This window comes from Rurimicrobium arvi (assembly GCF_039540495.1).
Taxonomy (GTDB): domain Bacteria; phylum Bacteroidota; class Bacteroidia; order Chitinophagales; family Chitinophagaceae; genus Rurimicrobium; species Rurimicrobium arvi.
Genome location: NZ_BAABEZ010000022.1, coordinates 759,673 through 778,331, shown reverse-complemented (window position 1 = coordinate 778,331; position 18,659 = coordinate 759,673). Strand labels below are relative to the sequence as shown.

The 18,659-nt window shown below is 47.3% G+C and carries 15 protein-coding genes; 7 read left to right on the top strand and 8 right to left on the bottom strand.

Features of this window, described 5'->3' with window-relative positions; all coding sequences use genetic code 11:
* Window positions 1-47: 47 nt before the first annotated feature.
* Window positions 48-704, bottom strand: a complete 657-nt coding sequence (gene plsY / locus ABD846_RS10095) for a glycerol-3-phosphate 1-O-acyltransferase PlsY (protein WP_344826154.1) — start codon at window positions 702-704, stop codon at window positions 48-50.
* Between the two features lie 97 nt (window positions 705-801).
* Between plsY and ABD846_RS10090 the strand changes: the two genes are divergently transcribed.
* The gene (locus ABD846_RS10090) at window positions 802-1,356 is read left to right on the top strand and encodes a glucosaminidase domain-containing protein (protein ID WP_344826151.1); all 555 of its coding nucleotides are present in this window, start codon (window positions 802-804) and stop codon (window positions 1,354-1,356) included.
* Here ABD846_RS10090 and ABD846_RS10085 read toward each other — a convergent pair.
* Window positions 1,331-2,575 (bottom strand): O-antigen ligase family protein, encoded by a 1,245-nt coding sequence (locus tag ABD846_RS10085; protein ID WP_344826148.1) that lies wholly within the window; start codon window positions 2,573-2,575, stop codon window positions 1,331-1,333. The two genes, ABD846_RS10090 and ABD846_RS10085, sit on opposite strands and share 26 nt — an antisense overlap.
* A gap of 374 nt (window positions 2,576-2,949) precedes the next feature.
* Between ABD846_RS10085 and ABD846_RS10080 the strand changes: the two genes are divergently transcribed.
* The 4 genes from ABD846_RS10080 (at window position 2,950) to lpdA (ending at window position 8,203) form a co-directional block, all read left to right on the top strand.
* Window positions 2,950-4,248 carry a heparinase II/III domain-containing protein gene (locus ABD846_RS10080; RefSeq protein ID WP_344826143.1) on the top strand — a complete coding sequence of 433 codons (1,299 nt, stop codon included), beginning with the start codon at window positions 2,950-2,952 and terminating at the stop codon, window positions 4,246-4,248.
* Complete coding sequence (gene wecB, locus ABD846_RS10075; protein WP_344826140.1) at window positions 4,241-5,437, top strand: non-hydrolyzing UDP-N-acetylglucosamine 2-epimerase; 1,197 nt, start codon at window positions 4,241-4,243, stop codon at window positions 5,435-5,437. The genes ABD846_RS10080 and wecB overlap by 8 nt, the downstream gene beginning before the upstream one ends.
* A gap of 158 nt (window positions 5,438-5,595) precedes the next feature.
* Window positions 5,596-6,657 (top strand): MraY family glycosyltransferase, encoded by a 1,062-nt coding sequence (locus tag ABD846_RS10070; protein WP_344826137.1) that lies wholly within the window; start codon window positions 5,596-5,598, stop codon window positions 6,655-6,657.
* Between the two features lie 139 nt (window positions 6,658-6,796).
* Window positions 6,797-8,203: a dihydrolipoyl dehydrogenase gene (lpdA, locus tag ABD846_RS10065; RefSeq protein ID WP_344826133.1), complete on the top strand. Its 1,407-nt coding sequence runs from the start codon at window positions 6,797-6,799 to the stop codon at window positions 8,201-8,203.
* A gap of 371 nt (window positions 8,204-8,574) precedes the next feature.
* Here the strand turns inward: lpdA and ABD846_RS10060 are convergent, their stop codons facing one another.
* The gene (locus ABD846_RS10060; protein WP_344826130.1) at window positions 8,575-8,763 is read right to left on the bottom strand and encodes a helix-turn-helix domain-containing protein; all 189 of its coding nucleotides are present in this window, start codon (window positions 8,761-8,763) and stop codon (window positions 8,575-8,577) included.
* 168 nt (window positions 8,764-8,931) lie between these two features.
* Here ABD846_RS10060 and ABD846_RS10055 point away from each other — a divergent pair, with 168 nt between their 5' ends.
* Window positions 8,932-10,353 (top strand): exonuclease domain-containing protein, encoded by a 1,422-nt coding sequence (locus ABD846_RS10055; protein ID WP_344826127.1) that lies wholly within the window; start codon window positions 8,932-8,934, stop codon window positions 10,351-10,353.
* On the opposite strand, the gene pdeM is transcribed toward ABD846_RS10055, so the two are convergent.
* The 5 genes from pdeM to ABD846_RS10030 all read right to left on the bottom strand — a co-directional run bounded on the left by pdeM (window position 10,350) and on the right by ABD846_RS10030 (window position 16,530).
* Window positions 10,350-11,000, bottom strand: a complete 651-nt coding sequence (pdeM, locus tag ABD846_RS10050) for a ligase-associated DNA damage response endonuclease PdeM (protein ID WP_344826124.1) — start codon at window positions 10,998-11,000, stop codon at window positions 10,350-10,352. The two genes, ABD846_RS10055 and pdeM, sit on opposite strands and share 4 nt — an antisense overlap.
* A gap of 5 nt (window positions 11,001-11,005) precedes the next feature.
* A complete protein-coding gene (locus tag ABD846_RS10045) occupies window positions 11,006-13,441 on the bottom strand; it encodes a ligase-associated DNA damage response DEXH box helicase (protein WP_344826121.1) in 2,436 nt (811 codons plus the stop codon).
* On the bottom strand, window positions 13,428-15,035 hold the full coding sequence (locus tag ABD846_RS10040) for an ATP-dependent DNA ligase (RefSeq protein ID WP_344826117.1): 1,608 nt from the start codon (window positions 15,033-15,035) through the stop codon (window positions 13,428-13,430). The genes ABD846_RS10045 and ABD846_RS10040 overlap by 14 nt, the downstream gene beginning before the upstream one ends.
* Window positions 15,022-16,050, bottom strand: coding sequence for a ligase-associated DNA damage response exonuclease (locus ABD846_RS10035; RefSeq protein ID WP_344826114.1), 1,029 nt, complete (start codon window positions 16,048-16,050; stop codon window positions 15,022-15,024). Before ABD846_RS10035 ends, ABD846_RS10040 begins: the two co-directional genes overlap by 14 nt.
* A gap of 99 nt (window positions 16,051-16,149) precedes the next feature.
* Window positions 16,150-16,530 (bottom strand): hypothetical protein, encoded by a 381-nt coding sequence (locus ABD846_RS10030; protein ID WP_344826112.1) that lies wholly within the window; start codon window positions 16,528-16,530, stop codon window positions 16,150-16,152.
* A gap of 130 nt (window positions 16,531-16,660) precedes the next feature.
* Here ABD846_RS10030 and htpG point away from each other — a divergent pair, with 130 nt between their 5' ends.
* The gene (htpG, locus tag ABD846_RS10025; RefSeq protein WP_344826109.1) at window positions 16,661-18,553 is read left to right on the top strand and encodes a molecular chaperone HtpG; all 1,893 of its coding nucleotides are present in this window, start codon (window positions 16,661-16,663) and stop codon (window positions 18,551-18,553) included.
* The last annotated feature ends 106 nt before the right edge of the window (window positions 18,554-18,659 follow it).

Here is an 18,659-nt window from a genome sequence, read left to right as displayed (position 1 = left end):
TATACACAGGAATAAAAAAGCCAGAGTGGAATGCTCTGGCTTTCTGATTAGGCTTCTTCTTTGTCCCGGCGCATTTTGCGCTTTTTGAAGATCGGTACTTTACTTTCGTTGCCATTCAGCAGCCGGCCTATATTCTTATGGTGCGTAAGCACTACCAGAAATGCGGTGCCGATAGCAAATATTTTATAGCTCAACTCGGGTTCACGGAAGATAAACAGGATGAGCAGCGGAAACGCAATGCTTGCACTGATGGAACTCAGGGATACATAACGTGTGGCTAATAACATCAGAAGAAATACTCCTACCAGGCTCACGGCAACAAGCGGCTGAATACCCAGTATCATTCCGAATAAAGTAGCAATTCCTTTTCCTCCTCTGAAGCCGGACCAGATCGGGAAGATATGGCCCAGAACAGAAGCAATCCCCAAGATCACCTGCAGGTTCACAAATTGCACCGAAGGTGTGGGGTGCCAGGAATATTGAGAGAGTAAAGACAATTTAACGGCCAGGAAGCCTTTTAATATATCTGCCGCCATAACGATGACGCCGGCATTCTTGCCTAAAACCCGGAATGTATTTGTTGCTCCGGCATTTCCTGAGCCATGCTCACGGATGTCAATGCCGTAAAATCGTTTACTTACTAATACTGCTGTTGATACGGAACCAATCATGTAAGCAAGTAACACGAGCAAAAAATCAGGCATAGTTATTAAGTCGCATTTAGTAAGTTACAAATATAGCGTTATTTTTGAAAATCGGAGGACCCGGAGAAGGATGCAGACCAATTTATAAATGGTTTATATGTTGCGACAATTCAGAATTTGCCTATTGATGCTGATGCTGTGTACCACGGCTTCTGTACGCATGTCTGCACAGGCACGTTCCGGTGCGGACTATGTAGAACGGTTCCGGCCCACGGCTGTGCTGTTGATGGAAAAAACAGGTATCCCCGCAAGTGTGATACTGGGTATTTCGATGGTGGAGTCGGCAATGGGGACCAGCAAAATAGCCCGGCTGCTGAATAACTATTTCGGTGTGAAGGGTAAGAACCATGTCAAATTCCGCTCGGCTTACAAGCAGTATGAAACGGCAGAGCATTCCTTTAAAGACTTTGTGCGGATCGTGCATACTAAAAAGTATTACCATCTGCTGAAAGGCACTAAAGATTATAAAAAATGGCTGAAGGCCATGAACGCGCATGGATATGCGGAAGCCAAAGGAAAATGGATCAAAGACGTATCGCAGATGATCACCCGTTATCATCTCGACGAAATTGATAAAGAAGACTATGTGATAGACGACGACGGGGACTACCTCTGGGGTGTGGATTCTACGCTACTGAAGTTTCAGGAGTAGTTTCGGTATGCTTGATCATCCAGAGCAGGCAAAATAAATACACAAATACCCCGAACTGCACTTCCAGCATCGGTTCCACCTGCATAGAAGCTAAAAGCGCAAACCAGGTGGCCAGACCGTAAAATCCGTTCCTCGACTTCCGTATGGTTTTTAAAGGGGCAATTACCCATATGAAGAAGGGTATCAACGTAAGTATACCTCCCACAAGCGCAACTTCAAGAAACTGATTATGGGGAACAATCCGTTCTTCGGGTCTCGTTTCCGGAGAATATTGCTCATACTTTTCCTTCATTTCAAGGCGCACATCCCCGGCTCCCACACCTGCGAGCGGGTGTTCCTTAAAGATTTTCCAGCCAAGATCATAAGACAGGAGCCGTCCCAGGTCTGAAACATTCGAAGCTACGTTGCCTGCACGATATTCGTTAAAACTGAATACCACGTAATAGAACTTCGCTTTAAAGGAAGGTACTTTCTTCAGGGATACATAGAAGGCCGTTCCCGCAATCAGTGCAATCGCCATTGCTACACGCCACCTTTTTTTCAGCAGCAAGTAGATAAAATAAAGGAAGGCAAAACTGTATAATACGAGCAAACCGCTCTTTACCGCAAGTACATGCAGGTATAAAGAAAAGAATAGAATCGCACCGATCAGAATGGCTTTACCTGTTTTCGTCAGCATTTTCCGGTACATGAAAAAATACCAGAATATTGTCCATGCGGTAAAAATGCTGAAGCGGATATGGTCTTTATAGGCAGGTGTGGGAAGCACTTTCGAATAAGAATATCCCCTGAGCACCTCTTCATAGTTACGGAAAAGGAAGGAAAGAGAGTAGGCGCATCCCCCCAGCATTAATACCAGCAACCCGTAAGTGAACACTTTCAGGTGTTTTTCGGGTAGTGCCGGCATCAGTCCGAATGCAAGCGGGAACAGCAGAAACGGAAGTTTTACCTGGATACGTTCCAGATAATAAGGAATGTCTTCGCTCCAGAACCAGGATATAAGATAGAGTCCCGTCCATGCAAGTCCCCAGAGCCAGTAGGTATCGCGGAACCATTTACGGGGTGAAGTATCCCAGATGGCATTCAGACAAAACAGGAACATTCCCAGGGAAAGGATCGCTCTTCCGCATAAAAAGCCGAGCACCATCATCAGTGCGGTCACGACAGCGAAAGTCGCCTTGTTTTTGCTGAGAAAATATACAGTTTTACTACTTTGCACCAGATTAAGCTTGCGGAAAAGAACGCAAATGTCGTTAACTTATTTTCTAAACAAAAGAGTATTTGACCGGAATCTTTGGCACGATCAGCAGGTATTATCATACCCTGCGTTATCTGCGGGCAGAACAGATTTTTTACAGATTATATTATCCTGTCAAGAAGATCGGGTACCGGCCACCTCGTGCAGTACCGGTTCCCCGGGACGTTTCTCCGGGACTCGGTATTCCGGTCTGTGAGCTTCATAAGGGCATTTACCGGGCAGAACGGCAGACCTTCCATCTGCTGAACAGGGAAATCTCATTCGGCAGGGAGATCAATTGGCAATTTCGCGGGTTCGGCTTGCTGTGGCAATTCCATTTATACTATTTCGACTGGTTGAAAGACGCGGATCTCTCATTGAGTGATCGTTTAAGCACCATTATTCATTTCATTGATAATTATAAAGATAGGCAAGTTGAGCAGAGTTCGTATACCACTGCATTGCGTACGCGAAACTGGATTGCGTTTTGTATTGAATCGCAGATATCCGATCCTAAAGTAACGGCGTTCCTGTTCCGGGAGTTGGACCGCCTGTCTCATTTTCCGGAATATGAGATCGGCGGAAATCATTTGCTGGAAAGCGGGATTTCGCTGGTATGGGGTGGCATATATTTTAAAAATAGCCGCATGCTGCAGATCGGCAAAAAAATAGTGACCAGAGAACTCCGCAGGCAGATCCTCCCGGACGGTTCTCATTATGAAAGATCAGTAGGATACCACACATTTATCCAGAAAAATATATTTGACCTGCTGCTTTTTTACAAACATGTTCTTGCGGAAGATGTTTTTTATAAAATTTTGAAAGATAAGTTTTTGCAAAGCTTATCTTATCTAAAACTTTTATCTGGTTCTGATGTTTTATTGCCCCAGTTCAGCGACTCTAATCCGGAAATGAATTATTGGTCGAACGAAATGACGAGTTTGGCACAAGATTTGTTTGATAATGAGATCGGAAGCGGTGTGCCTGTTGAGGAACCTATTGCAATAAAGGTTTTTGATCGTTCGCGTTTCCGTTTGTTCTTTTTTCGTGGGGAGATATTGGCAAAGGACCAACCCGGTCATGCACACGCCGATGCTTTTACTTTTTGTTTGCATGTAAATGGTTTGCCCTGTATCGTCGATCCGGGTGTTTCCACATACGATCCGGGTAGCAGCAGAAGCGCGCAAAGATCTACGGCAATGCATAATACGGTATTTGTTCCCGGTTATAATTCTGCGGACGTATGGTCGGGTTTCAGGGTAGGGCGCAGGCCTTCTGTTATTGCTTTAAATGAGTCGTTTAATACAATTGATTATAAGCATGATGGATACTTTAAATTATTTAAGTTCCAGCATCGCAGAACAGTGGTTTGTGAAACGGATGAGATTATAATCGGCGACGAACTGGAAGGTGTTTCAGTTTGCGACGGTGCTTATACGGGGTTGCATTTTCACCCTGATGCGCAGGTGACGTTATTGGAAAATGAAATTCTTGTTCGAGCGTGCAACATGCGGATTATAGTAGAAGGGGGTAGTGCCGAATTGAGTTCCTACGACTATTGTATTGGTTTTCATAAAACAGTATCTTCACAAAAAATAAGAATAAAATTTAACCGTAATAAAATAAAATTAATAATAAGATTTTCGGATGGATAAGCTGATTGACATAGTGGTGGGCGCGCGGCCGAACTTTATTAAGGTTGCAGCCATTATCAGAGAATTACGTACCAAATTTCCGGAACCCGGAAATGGGATCCGTTACCGTCTGATTCACACCAGTCAGCACTACGACAATAAAATGAGCGGCGTATTTTTTGAGGAATTGGATATTCCGCAGCCGGACATTAACCTTAATGTAGGTCATCTGAAAAGTACGGAACAGATCGCTACCATTATTTCGCGCTACAGCAGGGTGCTGATCGAGTCTAAGCCCGATATGGTGATTGTGCTCGGAGATGTGAACTCCACCGTTGCCTGTGCGCTTGCCACAAAAAAGACATATCCCGATTTACCTTTGATTCACGTGGAGGCTGGCCTGCGCTGTGGAGACCGGCAGATGCCCGAGGAGATCAACCGGATTCTCACCGATTCGATATCTGATTATTTTTTCACCACTTCGCGCCGCGCATCCGACAATCTGATGAACGAGGGCGTTTCCCCGGGTAAAATATTCTTCGTCGGAAATACGATGATCGATACACTTTACACGAACGAAAGCCGTCTGAAGCAACCCACATTCTGGAATACACTCGGTCTCGCCAACAAGGGATATTATGTACTTACCCTGCATCGCCAGGCAAATATTTCCAGCGGCGAAATACTGGGAACCTTACTTGAGTCGGTAGCAATGGCCGCCGAGGGTACAACCGTGGTCTTCCCGGTGCATCCGCATACGGAGAAAATGATCCATAATTTTGGTATTGAAGTGCATCCGAATATTGTGATGACCGATCCGATGGGATACCTGGAATTCAATTATCTGATGAAAAACGCACTTGCGGTGGTTACCGATTCCGGGGGTATTTCGGAAGAAACCACCATTATGAAGGTGCCATGTATTACACTCCGCGACCATACCGAGCGTCCTGAAACATGTCAGCTCGGAACCAATCTGCTGGTAGGTTCCTGCAACCCCGGGAATATTTTTGATGCATTCGATTGTCTGCGCGCAGGCAAATGGCGTATGGGCAAGGACCCGGAATTGTGGGACGGTAAGGCTGCCGAACGCATTGTGGATTTTGTGGCAGGTATACTGAGAAGCGGGAAAGAAGATAAGCACACTATTTATACACTACGCCCTAAAGCATTCGGAGACATCAGCTACAATACGATATTTCTGAATTAAGGTTCATTTAAATTTTGCTGTATTGCTTGTAAAAGCATTTTATACAACTATCTTTGTTAAAATTCTCCCTGGGCTGTTTAGCGGCTTGAACCAATATGAGTGGATTTCTACAAAACCAACATTCTGTCTATTTATATATTGCGGCCGTAATCCTATCTATGGCCCTCTGTGTAAGTGCGATTCCCAGGATTATATACATCAGCAAAAAAAAGAAATTGCTGGATCAGCCGGACAGCGACCGGAAAATCCATAAAGAAGTCATTCCGAACCTTGGTGGCATTGGTATTTTTCTGGGCTTCTCTGTTATCTCTTCACTGCTTATCAATTCTGCTGAATTCACGCAATGGAATTATGTACTTGCCGCGTCGCTCATATTATTTCTTACCGGTATCAAGGACGATCTGATTAATGTGAATCCTTCCAAGAAGCTGATCGCGCAGATCACGGCCTCCATGATTGTGGTGATGCTGGCAGATTTCCGCCTTGAGCACCTGCATGGTTTTTTCGGAATTTATGAAATGCCTTACTGGCTCAGCGTGCTGCTTACTGTGGTAGGTTGTACTTTTATCAGCAATGCCTTTAACCTGATTGACGGCATTGACGGGCTTGCGGGTTCTATAGCGGTTATCTGCACATTCTTCCTGGGTTTGGCTTTTGCCACAACCCATAATTACAGTCCTGCGATTATCTCCTTTGCTTTAATGGGAGCGATTATCGGCTTTCTCCGGTTCAACTATCAGCCTGCCCGCATCTTTATGGGTGATTCCGGTTCGCTTGTGATCGGTTTTGTCATTGCGGTTTTGTCTGTCGTGCTTACTCAGAAAGTAAAGCATTTCGAAGGAAATGTATTGTTCCACAGTCCGCGCGGTGTGCTGCTTGGTGCGCTTTCCTTACTGTTTATTCCTGTTTTCGACACTTTCCGTGTATTCGGTACGCGCCTTATGAAAGGTCGTTCACCATTCCAGGCAGATCGTACGCATCTGCACCATTACCTGCTTGATCTCGGTTATTCGCATATGAAGACTGTGATTATTCTTTCCCTCTGCAGCCTGGTGATTATCGGTATTACCTTTTTTATCCAGGACTACCCGGTTAACGTTTCGCTTTGCGTTATCATCCTGAGCGCATGTGCTTTGTTTACGTTGCTGTTCTTTATGCGCAAAAGTCGTATGAATCTTCCGGTAGAAAACAAAAGCAAAAAGAATAAACTGATTCTGTAATATTTGCGACAATATTCTGCGCAGCCGGGTGGCGTATATATCTTCAGTACCGTTAGCAAAATGAATGTGGGAATGTCGATATTTTGGCTACTTTTGTGCGCACATCAAACAAAAACTCTAAATAAAATCACAGCATATTATGTCTTATGATGTTATCGTAGTAGGAAGCGGTCCCGGTGGTTATGTTGCCGCCATTCGCGCTGCCCAATTAGGTTTCAAAACTGCTATTGTTGAAAGAGAGAGCCTGGGTGGTATCTGTCTGAACTGGGGATGTATTCCCACGAAAGCCCTGTTGAAGTCGGCGCAGGTGCTGGACTATGTGCATCATGCTCAGGATTACGGGGTTTCTGTAGACGGCGTTAAACACGACTTTGAAGCGATCATCAAGCGTAGCCGTGGTGTAGCCGATAAAATGAGCAAGGGTATTCAGTTCCTGATGAAAAAGAACAAGATCGATGTGATCAACGGCTTTGGAAAACTGAATGCAAAAAAAGAACTCGAAGTAACTGCAGCAGATGGTAAAACCACTGCTTATACAGCAAAGCATATCGTACTGGCTACAGGCGCACGCAGTCGTGAACTGCCTTCGCTGCCTATCGACGGAAAGAAAATTATCGGATACCGCGAAGCGATGACGCTGCCTAAACAACCGAAATCAATGATCGTTGTAGGTAGTGGTGCCATCGGGGTGGAATTCGCTTACTTCTACAGTTCACTGGGTGTTCAGGTTACAATCGTTGAGTTTATGGATCGTATTGTTCCCGTTGAAGATGCAGATATCTCCAAAGAACTGGAAAAATCTTTCAAAAAGAAAGGAATCACGGTAATGACTTCTTCTTCTGTGGAGAAAGCCGATACAAGCGGAGCGGGCGTTAAAGCTACCGTGAAAACCGCAAGCGGAGAAGTGGTTCTGGAAGCAGATATCCTGCTGAGTGCAGCGGGCGTGAGCACCAATATCGAAAATATCGGATTGGAAGCCCTCAATATCAAAACAGATAAAGGCCGCGTTACAGTTGACCCTTATTACAAAACAAATGTTGAAGGTATTTACGCGATCGGCGACATCGTTCCTGGTCAGGCGCTGGCACACGTGGCGATGAAAGAAGCGGTTATCTGTATTGAAGCTATTGCCAATAAAGAAGGTAAATTCGGACACGTACCTGAAGCACTGGATTACGGAAACGTTCCGGGATGTACTTATTGTACACCGGAGATCGCGTCCGTTGGTATGACTGAAAAGCAGGCGCGTGAGGCGGGTTATGAAGTGAAAGTAGGTAAGTTCCCGTTCAGTGCGAGCGGAAAGGCAAGCGCGGCCGGAGCATCCGAAGGCTTCGTAAAAGTGGTGTTTGATGCAAAATACGGCGAATGGCTCGGTACACACATGATCGGTGCAAACGTAACCGAGATCATTGCGCAGACAGTTGCTTCCCGTAAGCTGGAGACTACCTACCATGAGCAACTGGATGTGATCTTCCCGCATCCTACCATGAGTGAGGCTGTTAAAGATGCTATCGAGGTAGCATTGGGCGAGGCAATTCACCTGTAACTATTCCATTTTTAATAAAGAGCGCGCCGTGTCTGTAAAGATGCGGCGCGCTTCCGTTTCGTAAAGATCGATAAAAAAAAATAAAGGCTGCCTGTGGAAACAGGCGGCCCCTTTCACCAAATCATCACCATTAAAAACATCTTACAGGGAGCAGTTATTGCACAACGGCAATAACTGCGTTACCTGAGTATTCATTTTATATCGTTACTAATGAGTAGCGTTAATCGTCAATAGGCCACATCATTTTAATTGGTTGCTAATCGAAGATAGTTAACGATGCGAACTATCGATTTACATAATTCCCATAAAAGTTTACAGAATTCCCATATTTTGCAAATAAGCATAGGATATAGCTTCCGTAAACTTTAATATCAGGCAACATACAGTCGTTCGTCTACCTGGAACGCATCGAAGATACGCTTGCGTAATTCTTTACTCAGTGATTTGTGCCCATTCTCTATCTGTGTGATGGTCACGTTCGGAATGCCGGTTTTGGCGATCAGTTGCTTTTGTGTGAGGTTTCTTTCTGAGCGAAACTCTTTTAGGTTGAAGCGTCTCATAACATATAAGATTTGATACAAAAGTGCAAAACGAAGGACTGATGTTGTTTACAGGATTTTCTGATGTTTTTATATTTATTACAGCATTTTTTTAGCAATTGCTGAAAATTGTTCACTCAAAAAGGCGTAACTTTCTCATACTCCTCTGATTATAATAGTATCATCAAAATGGCCGGCTTATATGCGATAGTGGATATTGAAACGACAGGTTCTTATGCTGCCGGTTGTGGTATCACGGAGATCGCTATTGTGATTCATGATGGAAAAGAAGTGGTGAACCGGTATGAGACACTTGTGAATCCGGGCCATTCGATCCCTTATTTTATTCAGTCCCTCACCGGTATCAATGATGCCATGCTGGCGGACGCACCTTCGTTCCGCGAAATTGCACCTTATGTGTTTGAGCTGCTGGCACCCTGCGTGTTTGTCGCACACAGTGTGAACTTCGATTATTCCTTTGTACGCCATGAGTTGTCCAAGGCAGGATTTACGCTGAACACACCGCGTTTGTGCACAGTGCGCATGAGCCGGAAAGTACGTCCGGGGCTTCCTTCATACAGTCTCGGCAAATTATGCGACACGCTTGGTATTACAGTTGCCAATCGTCACCGGGCAGGGGGAGATGCCGATGCAACTGCTATCCTGTTCGGTCGTTTGCTGCAATGGGATGCGGCAGGGGATATTCCGAAAATGCTGGAGCGCGGATCAAAAGAGCAGATGTTGCCACCTAATGTTCCGCGTAAAGATTTCGATGCGCTGCCCACTTGTCCGGGTGTGTATTTTTTCCACGACCGGCAGGGCAAAGTGGTGTATGTGGGTAAGGCAAAAAATATCCGTAAGCGTGTTGCTTCACACTTTACCGGAAATAACACCGGCGCGCGCAGGCAGCAGTTTCTGCAGGATATCTGTGGTATTTCCTTTGAGCGTTGTGGTACAGAGCTTGCCGCACTGATTGTGGAAGTAACGGAAATCAAAAAGCGCTGGCCTAAATACAACCGCGCATTGAAGCGTTACGAACCTAAGTACGGCTTGTTTCTTTATGAGGATCGTCAGGACTATTGCCGGCTTGCGGTAGGTAAATACAATAAAAGTCATGTGGCGCTGCATGAATTCGGATCCCAGGAAGAAGGGCTGCGTATGTTGCAGGGCCTGTGCCGGGAATTCAGTCTATGTCCGGAATTGTGCATGATGGGTGATTGCGCCGGGCATTGTCAGGACCCGGACGGATTGCAGCTTCCTGCGCGCGATTTCCACGGACCTTCTGCCTCTTACAATGAAAAAGTCGTGGAAGCGCTCGCGTCAATGCGTTCTGAGCTTCCTTCGTTTTATATACTCGATAAAGGCCGCAACCGCGAAGAACGTTGTTGTATATGGGTGGAGAACGGCCAGTTGTACGGAATGACTTACCTGAATGAGGATGAAGTTTTTTCCGATGCGGCATCAATGCGTGAGCGCATAGAGCGGTATCCGAGCAACCGGTATGTGATGGATCTTATTTTCCAGCATGTGGAACGCTTCCCTTTTAAAATGCACCGTTTACAGCTAGCGGATCAGGAACAGGAAGCAGCCGGTTTATTTTATGAGGATTAGAACAGACGGCATACTGTTTCCGGCAATATGCCAAATGCACTGTCTCCTTTCTTTTGCTCCATGATCGCCAGACCCGTGAGGCTTCCGAAGGCTGGTAAGATGAAATGCGCTCCCTGCCTGTAAAAGCAGGCCAGTCTCACACGCTGGCGGGCGGGACCGTTCAGGACCACTCCCGGATGCAAATGTCCGCACAGGTTGATAAAACCTTCCGGAATGTTTGTGGCCGGTTTATGAGTGAACAGGAATATCCCTTCTGACAATGCATCCAGTACCTCAATGCCTAATGTTTCAAAAAGCTGTTGGTCGATGATGTCGTGGTTGCCGCGCAGCAATACAAAATTCAGGTGCTGATGGCGCTCAATCAGCGCGCGGAAACTGTCCCAATCCCTGTTGAAAGTACTGTGAAAAAGGTCGCCCAGAAACAATACCTGTTGCGGACTGTATTTGTCGATTAATGCAGCAAGCCGTTCGTAGTCGTTGTCCTGTGCCGATAACGGCATGGGCAGTCCTTCCCTGCGGAAATGACGCGCTTTACCCAGGTGCACGTCGGCGATGGCCAGCGCTTTCATATGGGGAATGTAAATCGCTTTTTCCGGGAGTAATGTAAGGATATAGTCGTTGATGCAGAGCTGCATAAGGGAACGCAAAGGTACTATTCTTCGAGGTGCTTCAGCATTTTCCGTATACGGTCTTCGAGTTTTTCGTTGCTGAATTTTTCCCTGAACCGTTCAGTCAGTATCGGGAAGCAGAAAGGGCTGAATTTCTGAAGCGTTACAATTTGTGCCTGTTGCTCCTGCATTCGGAGCAAAGCGTTCCGCAGTCGCTGTTCTTCCATCTGGAAGGTCATCACTTCGTCGAAAGCCTGTTGCAGCAGCAGGTTGTTTCGTTCCAGTTCCTCAAATACCGAAAAGAACAACTGTGCGGAAGCCTGTATATGCCTTGTCTTGATAGCTTCTCCGGGATAACCGCTGAAAATAAGTCCGGCAATATGCGCGATATCCCTGAAGCGACGTCGTGCCATTTCTGCGATATTCACGCTCTGCTGTATATCTGCCGAAAGATTGTCTGTGCTGAATAGTCCGCGCTGCAACGCTTCCGCGATCGGTATTTCCTGATCGCTGAGTAATTCGAATCCATAATCGTTCATCGAAATGGAAAAGCTCATAGGCTGTATCTGGCTGATACGATAAGAAAACAGCATGGCCATTCCTTCGTGAACATTCCGACCCTCAAACGGGTACACAAATAAATGATACCCTTCCTGACTGCGTGCTGTTTCAATCAGTAAGTCATTGGTATGCGGCAGCAGGGAGCGCTTTTCCTGCTCCTCGAACAGCGGTTTTAATTTCTCTATTTCGATATCGCGCGCGGCGTTCGTGCGGTGCTGATCGATCTTGTTGCGTATGGTTTCGGTAAGCTGCGACGACAAAGGCATTTTGCCTCCTTCCCAAGAGGGGAACACACCCTTTTTCGCATTGCTTTTGCGCACGAAGGCAGTCATGTCTTTAATGCGCACCAGTTCGAGGTTTCGTCCCGCAAACCAGAAGCTGTCTCCCGGTTTAAGCCTTGCAATAAACCACTCTTCAATAGAGCCGATCCTGCCGCCGGAAAGAAATTTCACCTGCATCATATTGTCGCTCACAATGGTACCGATGCTCATGCGGTGCCTCATAGCCACGCGCTTGCTGGTAACGCGGTACAATCCATCCTCTTTCACCACCTTATGGAACTCGTCGTAGTTGCCCAGTTGTTTCCCGCCATGTACGACGAAATCAAGGCACCAGTTGAATTCTTCGCGTGTAACGGACTGATAACAGAAGCAAGTCGTGACCTCATCGTACAGCCTGTCTGCATCGAAACCTTCCGATACGGCAAGGGTAACCATATATTGGATCAGCACGTCAAAAGAGCGGATGTATGGGATGCGCTGTTCAATCCTGTTTTCTGCAATGGCAGTACGCAATGCGCTTCCTTCAACGATTTCAAGCGAGTGCGTAGGTACAAAGTAGATCTTGCTCAAGGCGCCCGGCTGATGACCGCTCCGGCCTGCGCGCTGCATAAATCGTGCAATGCCTTTTGGTGAACCGATCTGGATTACGGCATCCACCGGCCGGAAATCCACGCCAAGATCGAGACTGCTGGTGCATACCACTGCTTTCAGTTTTCCTTCGTGCAGCGCATCCTCCACCCACAGCCGTAAGTCTTCGCCCAGAGATCCGTGATGAATCGCTATCTGACCCGCAAGATCCGGTTCCGCATCGAGCAGCCGCTGGTACCAGATTTCACATTGAGAACGGGTGTTGGTGAAGATAAGCGTTGAATGATTCGCGGCTATCACCGGTAACACTTTCGGCAGCATCTTCACGCCAAGATGCCCGCCCCAGGGGTACTCTTCCACTTTCTCGGGGATCAGCGTCTCTATCTCTATACGCTTGTGCAGGGGCGTACTGATCAGTTTTGATTTTTGCCGGTTCGAGCCGAGCAGAATGTCGATTGCTTCGTCGAGGTTGCCTATGGTGGCGGAAATGCCCCATATCATCAGATCAGGGTTCAGCGCTCTTAAACGCGTCAGTGCGAGCGCTACCTGTACACCGCGTTTCGAACCCACGAGTTCATACCACTCGTCAATGACGACGATTTGTACGCTTCCGAGCCGCTCCGGGTACCCTTTTTGTGCAAGCATCAGGTGCAGGCTTTCCGGAGTGCTGATAAGACCGTTCGGCAGCTTTTTTCTTTGCTTTGCCTTCTCCGACGCAGTAGTATCTCCCGTTCTGAGTCCTATGCTGTAGTCGAGTCCCAGCTCATCGCTTACGCGTTGTGTGGCCCGGAAAATTTCTTTTGAAAGCGCGCGCAGCGGGGTGAGCCAGAGGCAGTGCAAGCCAGAGTTATTTCTGTGATGATCAAAATACTGCTGCAGTATTCCGAACCAGAGCGCGTGGGTTTTCCCGAATCCGGTAGGAGCGTTCAGCAGGCCGGAATATCCCTTTGCAATAGCGTCCCAGCAGGCTTTTTGGAAGTCGTGCGCCTGCCAGTTATTGCGTGTGAAATATTCCAGCGCAATCGGATGGGATCGTTCAGCTTTGCTCATGTTGTTGCAATATAGCCAGTAAATCTTCTTTTGTATTGGCGGCGGCGGCGCTTTTGTCCAGGCGCCAGCGGGCAATCCGCGGGAAGCGCAACGCAATGCCTGATTTATGCCGGGGAGAGGGTTGAATGCCTTCGAATGCGATCTCAAACACCAACTCGGGTTCCACAGCCCGTACCGGACCGAATTTGTTCAGCGTGTGTTTTTTGATCCATGCATCCACCTCCGACATTTCTTTGTCTGTAAGCCCTGAGTAAGCTTTACAGAAAGGTACAAGGTCTCCCTGGTCCCATACTGCGAATGTGAAGTCGGTATAAAGATTTGCCCTTCTTCCATGTCCTTTCTGGGCGTAGATCATAACGCCGTCTATAGTGAGCGGATCTACTTTCCACTTCCACCAGGAACCTTTTCTTCTGCCGGTGCCATACGCGCTGTCGCGTCTTTTCAGCATCAGTCCTTCCGAAGATGTTTCCCGTGCGCGGTCGCGTTCTGCGGCAACGGTGTCCCAATCCGCACAGGCGAGATCCGGCGATAATTGCATGGGCATGCCAGGTGCGCTTCCATGCAGCTGATCCAGCAGGGCGGAAAGTCGCATCCGGCGTTCCTGTAGCGGCAGTGTGCGGATATCATTCCCGTTTTCTTCGAGCAGATCGTAGCAGATCATTTGCAGCGGTGCATCCGAAAGGGCTTTTTTAGTAAGCTGTTTGCGACCGATACGTGTCTGCATCACGTGAAATGGGAGGATCAGATCTTCTTTCACCGGCAATATTTCTCCGTCGATAACGGTACCGGAAGGAAGTAGTTTCGAAAGTTCGTGGAACTCCGGAAATTTATCAGTCAGTAGATCTTCACCACGGCTCCAGATAAACAGATTGCCTTCCCTGACGATGATCTGACCCCTTATGCCGTCGTATTTACGTTCAACGATCCAGTCGCTTACCTCACCCAATTCCGAAAAATCCTGCTCCAGCGGATAGGCGAGATAGAAAGGGTAGGGCTTCGAAAGGTCTGTTCCATGGTACTCTTCAGACATGAGTGCGGCAAGGTCTGTTGCTGCAGGATTCCATTGACCGCTGATGCGATGTGCAACTGTACTTTCATCGAGCTTATATACCTGTGCCAATGCCTTAATTATGATCTTCTCAGAAACACCTACGCGGAATCCGCCCGTGAGCAGTTTGTTGAACAGGAACAGGGACGAGCCGCTGAGACTGTTCCACATACCCGTTACATACGTCTTCTTCTCTTCTTCCGATGCCTGATGCAGCGATTGCAGTTCGTTAATAATCGTGTGCAGTGGTTTTTCGGAATGATCGGCTGCCGGAGGAAGTAACAGGCTCATCGTTTCTGCAAGATCTCCGGCTACATGGTACGATTCTTCAAGCAGCCATGCAGGAAGTTCGGTAAGTTCATATAGCCATTTCCATAACAAGCCTGTATTCACAGCCCTCTTAGGTCGTCTGCCGGATAAAATCGCAACGGCCCACACAGCGTCCTCTGCCGGAGCCCCGATCAGGTAATCGCGCATTGCGGCTATTTTTTCATTGGTCTTTGTCGTCTGATCGAATCGTTCGTATAGTGTACTAAACCCCTTCATAGTCTTTTCCTGTATCGTTATTGCTTTCCTCGAGCGATTCGCCGGTGAATTCCGTTTCGAGTTCCACTGCGTTGAGCCCGTATGCTTCATTGAGCCAGCGGCTGAAGGCTGATTTGTAGCCGTGCGTGGCATAAATATTCTCCGCTCCGCTTGCTTTAACTGCTTCGTTCAACTGATCCCAGTCGGCATGGTCGGAAAGGACAAATCCCCTGTCTGAACCTCGTCTGCGCCGGGCTCCCCTCAGCTGCATCCAGCCGCTGCAGATACCCCATTCCAGCGGCTGCAGGGATCGCATCCAGGAGCTGCCTGCAACGGAAGGCGGAGCAACAATCATTGCACCGCGGATGTCTTTCCGCGAGAGATCCGGTGTGATCCTGGTTGTTGGCGGGAGCTTACCGTCCAGGCTGAGGTACAGCTGATTGATATTGTCTACCGCGCCATGTGTGTAAATGGGCCCTATGTCCGGGTTTAATTGCCGGATCACCCGTTGCGCCTTCCCCAGCGAATAGGTCAGCAGGAGTGAATTTTTTCCGTTAAGCCGGTTCTGCTCCCACCATTCATTGATATTTTCATGTACCAGTTGCGCTTCAGGAAAACGGTATATCGGCAGGCCAAACGTGCACTCTGTGATAAAACTGTGGCATTTTACCGATTCAAACGGCTCGGAACATCCGTCGGGAGACAGTTTATAATCACCGCTTACTACCCAAACCTCACCCTTGTATTCGAGTCGCACCTGTGCAGATCCCCATATATGACCGGCAGGGTGCAGACTCAGCTTTACGCCGTTTATATCGATAATGGTTCCGAAAGGCACCGTCTGTACCTGTATATCGCTTCCAAGGCGGAGTTTCAGTACCGGGGCCGTGGGAGGAGAGCACAAATAGCTGCCCATCCCGAAGCGCGCATGATCCGAGTGGGCATGCGTTATCACGGCCTTTCCGACGGGGCGCCATGGATCGATATAAATGTCTGCCACCGGGCAGTAAATTCCTTTGGACGTGAACTGTAGCAAGCTTTCTGATTTGTTTAAAGATAATTAAACAACAAAAGCCATTGCCGGGAATGAAGCCCTGAAAGCCGATTTCAGTCCTTTTTTAACACAGTGACTAGCTTAGCCGCGCCATAGCTGTTTACGGGACAGTAGTATATAAAGCGACAGCGAGAGATAGGGCAGCGTGGACGCCGCTTCCATCCAGTGATGACTGAGCAGGTTAATCAGCAGCACGAAAAAGGCCAGTAATCCGCAAAGTAATAATGCTGACAGGGTGAGCAGAAAGCGGGGCCGGCGGCAGAAGATGGCATACAACAACAGCACCTGCCCGGCAAAAGGAATCAGGAGCGCCGGATGCAGCAGGTCTTTCCGGAAACCCCTCGCGAGTATGCCATATTCAAGTTGCGCGAATGTTCCTCCCCCGGACCCGTTTCCCCAGGAAAGAATACAGCATAAGAAGCTGAGGAAGGCAAGCAACAGCAATAGTCGGAGTCGTCTCATTACCTGTCAAAATTAAGGTTAAACGCTACCCGCGCAGTTCAAAGTCAATTGCCTGCTGTCAATTTGTCTTTCAGGCTTGCTTTGGTATGGAACTTGCTGGCAGTATATCATTAAAAAGCAATATAAGTATATGATACAGGAAAAAGGTACGATTTCAATTCACACGGAGAATATCTTCCCGATTATTAAAAAGTTTCTTTATTCCGATAATGAAATTTTCCTGAGGGAGCTGGTGTCCAATGCTGTCGACGCTACGCAGAAGATCAAACGACTTGCTTCCCTGGGTGAATTCAATGGTACACTCGGAGACCTTAAGGTGCAGGTGTCCGTGGATAAAGAAGCTAAGACCATCACCATCAGTGACATGGGTATTGGCATGACGGCCGAGGAGATCAAGAAATATATCAATCAGGTGGCATTTTCCGGTGCTACTGAATTCATGGAACAGTTCCGGGAAGCGAAAGATGCGAATGAGATCATCGGTAAATTCGGTCTGGGCTTTTATTCAGCATTTATGGTGGCGGATAAAGTGGAGATCAATACACTTTCTTACCGCGAAGGAGCAAGTGCTGCGCGCTGGATCTGCGACGGTTCCACTTCTTTTGAGATCTCCGAAGGCGACCGTACAAATAGGGGAACAGACATTATCCTGCATATCAATCCGGAGAGTGAAGAGTTCCTGGAAGAATACCGCCTGCGTGAGATACTGAAGAAATACGGTCAGTTCCTGCCGGTGCCGATCCAATTCGGTATGCGTACAGAGCGCACACCCGACGGTGAGGATGAGGAAGGTAAACCGAAGTTCATCGAAACGGAAGTTCCCGACATCATCAACAACACCAGTCCCATCTGGACGAAAGCGCCTTCTGATCTTACTGATGAAGACTACCTGAATTTCTACCGTGAACTGTATCCGTTCTCTGAAGAACCGCTGTTCTGGATACACCTCAATGTTGATTATCCATTCACGCTTACAGGGGTATTGTATTTCCCGAAGGTGAAAAACGAACTCGAACTGCAGCGTAATAAGATCAAGCTGTTCAGTCGTCAGGTATTCATAACCGATGAAGTGAAAGATATCGTCCCTGAATTCCTGATGCTGCTTCACGGCGTGATCGATAGTCCGGACATACCGCTCAACGTATCACGCAGTTTCCTTCAGGCAGACGGCAATGTGAAAAAGATCAACAACTATATCACTAAGAAGGTTGCCGATAAGCTTTCGGAACTGTTTAAAGCTGATCGTAAATCGTTCGAGGAAAAGTGGAAAGATGTCAATCTCTTCGTGAAGTACGGAATGATCTCAGACGAGAAGTTCTACGATAAGGCTAAGGAGTTTGCATTGCTTGAAAACGTGCATCAGCAGTATTTTACCCTGCCGGAATACACGGATAAAGTAAAGGCAGAACAGACTGACAAATCCGGTAAAGTGATCTGGCTTTACAGCAATGATCCTGCCAGACAGCATACCTATATTACACAGGCGGAAAAGCGCAGCTATGACGTGCTGACAATGAATGGTCCGCTGGACAACCATTTCATTGCGCAATTGGAACAAAAACTGGAAAACACCGCATTGAAACGTGTGGATTCCGATGTGCTGGATAAGCTGATAGAAAAAGATGTGAAGATTGAATGTGTGTTAAGCGAAGAACAGAGCGCGTCTGTAAAAACCCTGTTTGAACAGACAATCGCTAACGGCACAATGAATGTACAGGTGGAGGGGCTGAGTCCTGATGAAATGCCGGTTACCGTTACTATGGATGAATTCATGCGCAGGATGAAAGATATGTCTAAGATGGGCGGAGGCATGATGGGCTTTTACGGAAGCCTGCCGGATAACTACAAGGTGTCTGTAAACGGTAATCATAAGCTCATCAAGCGTATCCTCGATACAGACGATCAGGAAGTGAAAGCACGGCTGGCGAAGCAGGCATTCGATCTGGCGCTTTTGTCGCAGGGCATGCTCTCGGGAGCAGACCTGACTGCATTTGTGGAAAGAAGCGTCTCGCTGATCGACTAACTATATTTAGTTCCATAGCCGCTATTTTTATGTAAAAATAGCGGCGTTTTTATTGGAAATTAGAGATAAAGGTATTATTTTCATGATAAAATTAACCATATCTAAT

Excerpts from the sequence above, each read along its gene's own strand:
- plsY (WP_344826154.1), bottom strand. The coding sequence starts at position 704 with ATGCCTGATTTTTTGCTCGTGTTACTTGCTTACATGATTGGTTCCGTA.
- ABD846_RS10090 (WP_344826151.1), top strand. The coding sequence starts at position 802 with ATGTTGCGACAATTCAGAATTTGCCTATTGATGCTGATGCTGTGTACC.
- wecB (WP_344826140.1), top strand. The coding sequence starts at position 4,241 with ATGGATAAGCTGATTGACATAGTGGTGGGCGCGCGGCCGAACTTTATT.
- ABD846_RS10070 (WP_344826137.1), top strand. The coding sequence starts at position 5,596 with ATGGCCCTCTGTGTAAGTGCGATTCCCAGGATTATATACATCAGCAAA.
- lpdA (WP_344826133.1), top strand. The coding sequence starts at position 6,797 with ATGTCTTATGATGTTATCGTAGTAGGAAGCGGTCCCGGTGGTTATGTT.
- ABD846_RS10060 (WP_344826130.1), bottom strand. The coding sequence starts at position 8,763 with ATGAGACGCTTCAACCTAAAAGAGTTTCGCTCAGAAAGAAACCTCACA.
- ABD846_RS10055 (WP_344826127.1), top strand. The coding sequence starts at position 8,932 with ATGGCCGGCTTATATGCGATAGTGGATATTGAAACGACAGGTTCTTAT.
- ABD846_RS10045 (WP_344826121.1), bottom strand. The coding sequence starts at position 13,441 with ATGAGCAAAGCTGAACGATCCCATCCGATTGCGCTGGAATATTTCACA.
- ABD846_RS10040 (WP_344826117.1), bottom strand. The coding sequence starts at position 15,035 with ATGAAGGGGTTTAGTACACTATACGAACGATTCGATCAGACGACAAAG.
- ABD846_RS10030 (WP_344826112.1), bottom strand. The coding sequence starts at position 16,530 with ATGAGACGACTCCGACTATTGCTGTTGCTTGCCTTCCTCAGCTTCTTA.
- htpG (WP_344826109.1), top strand. The coding sequence starts at position 16,661 with ATGATACAGGAAAAAGGTACGATTTCAATTCACACGGAGAATATCTTC.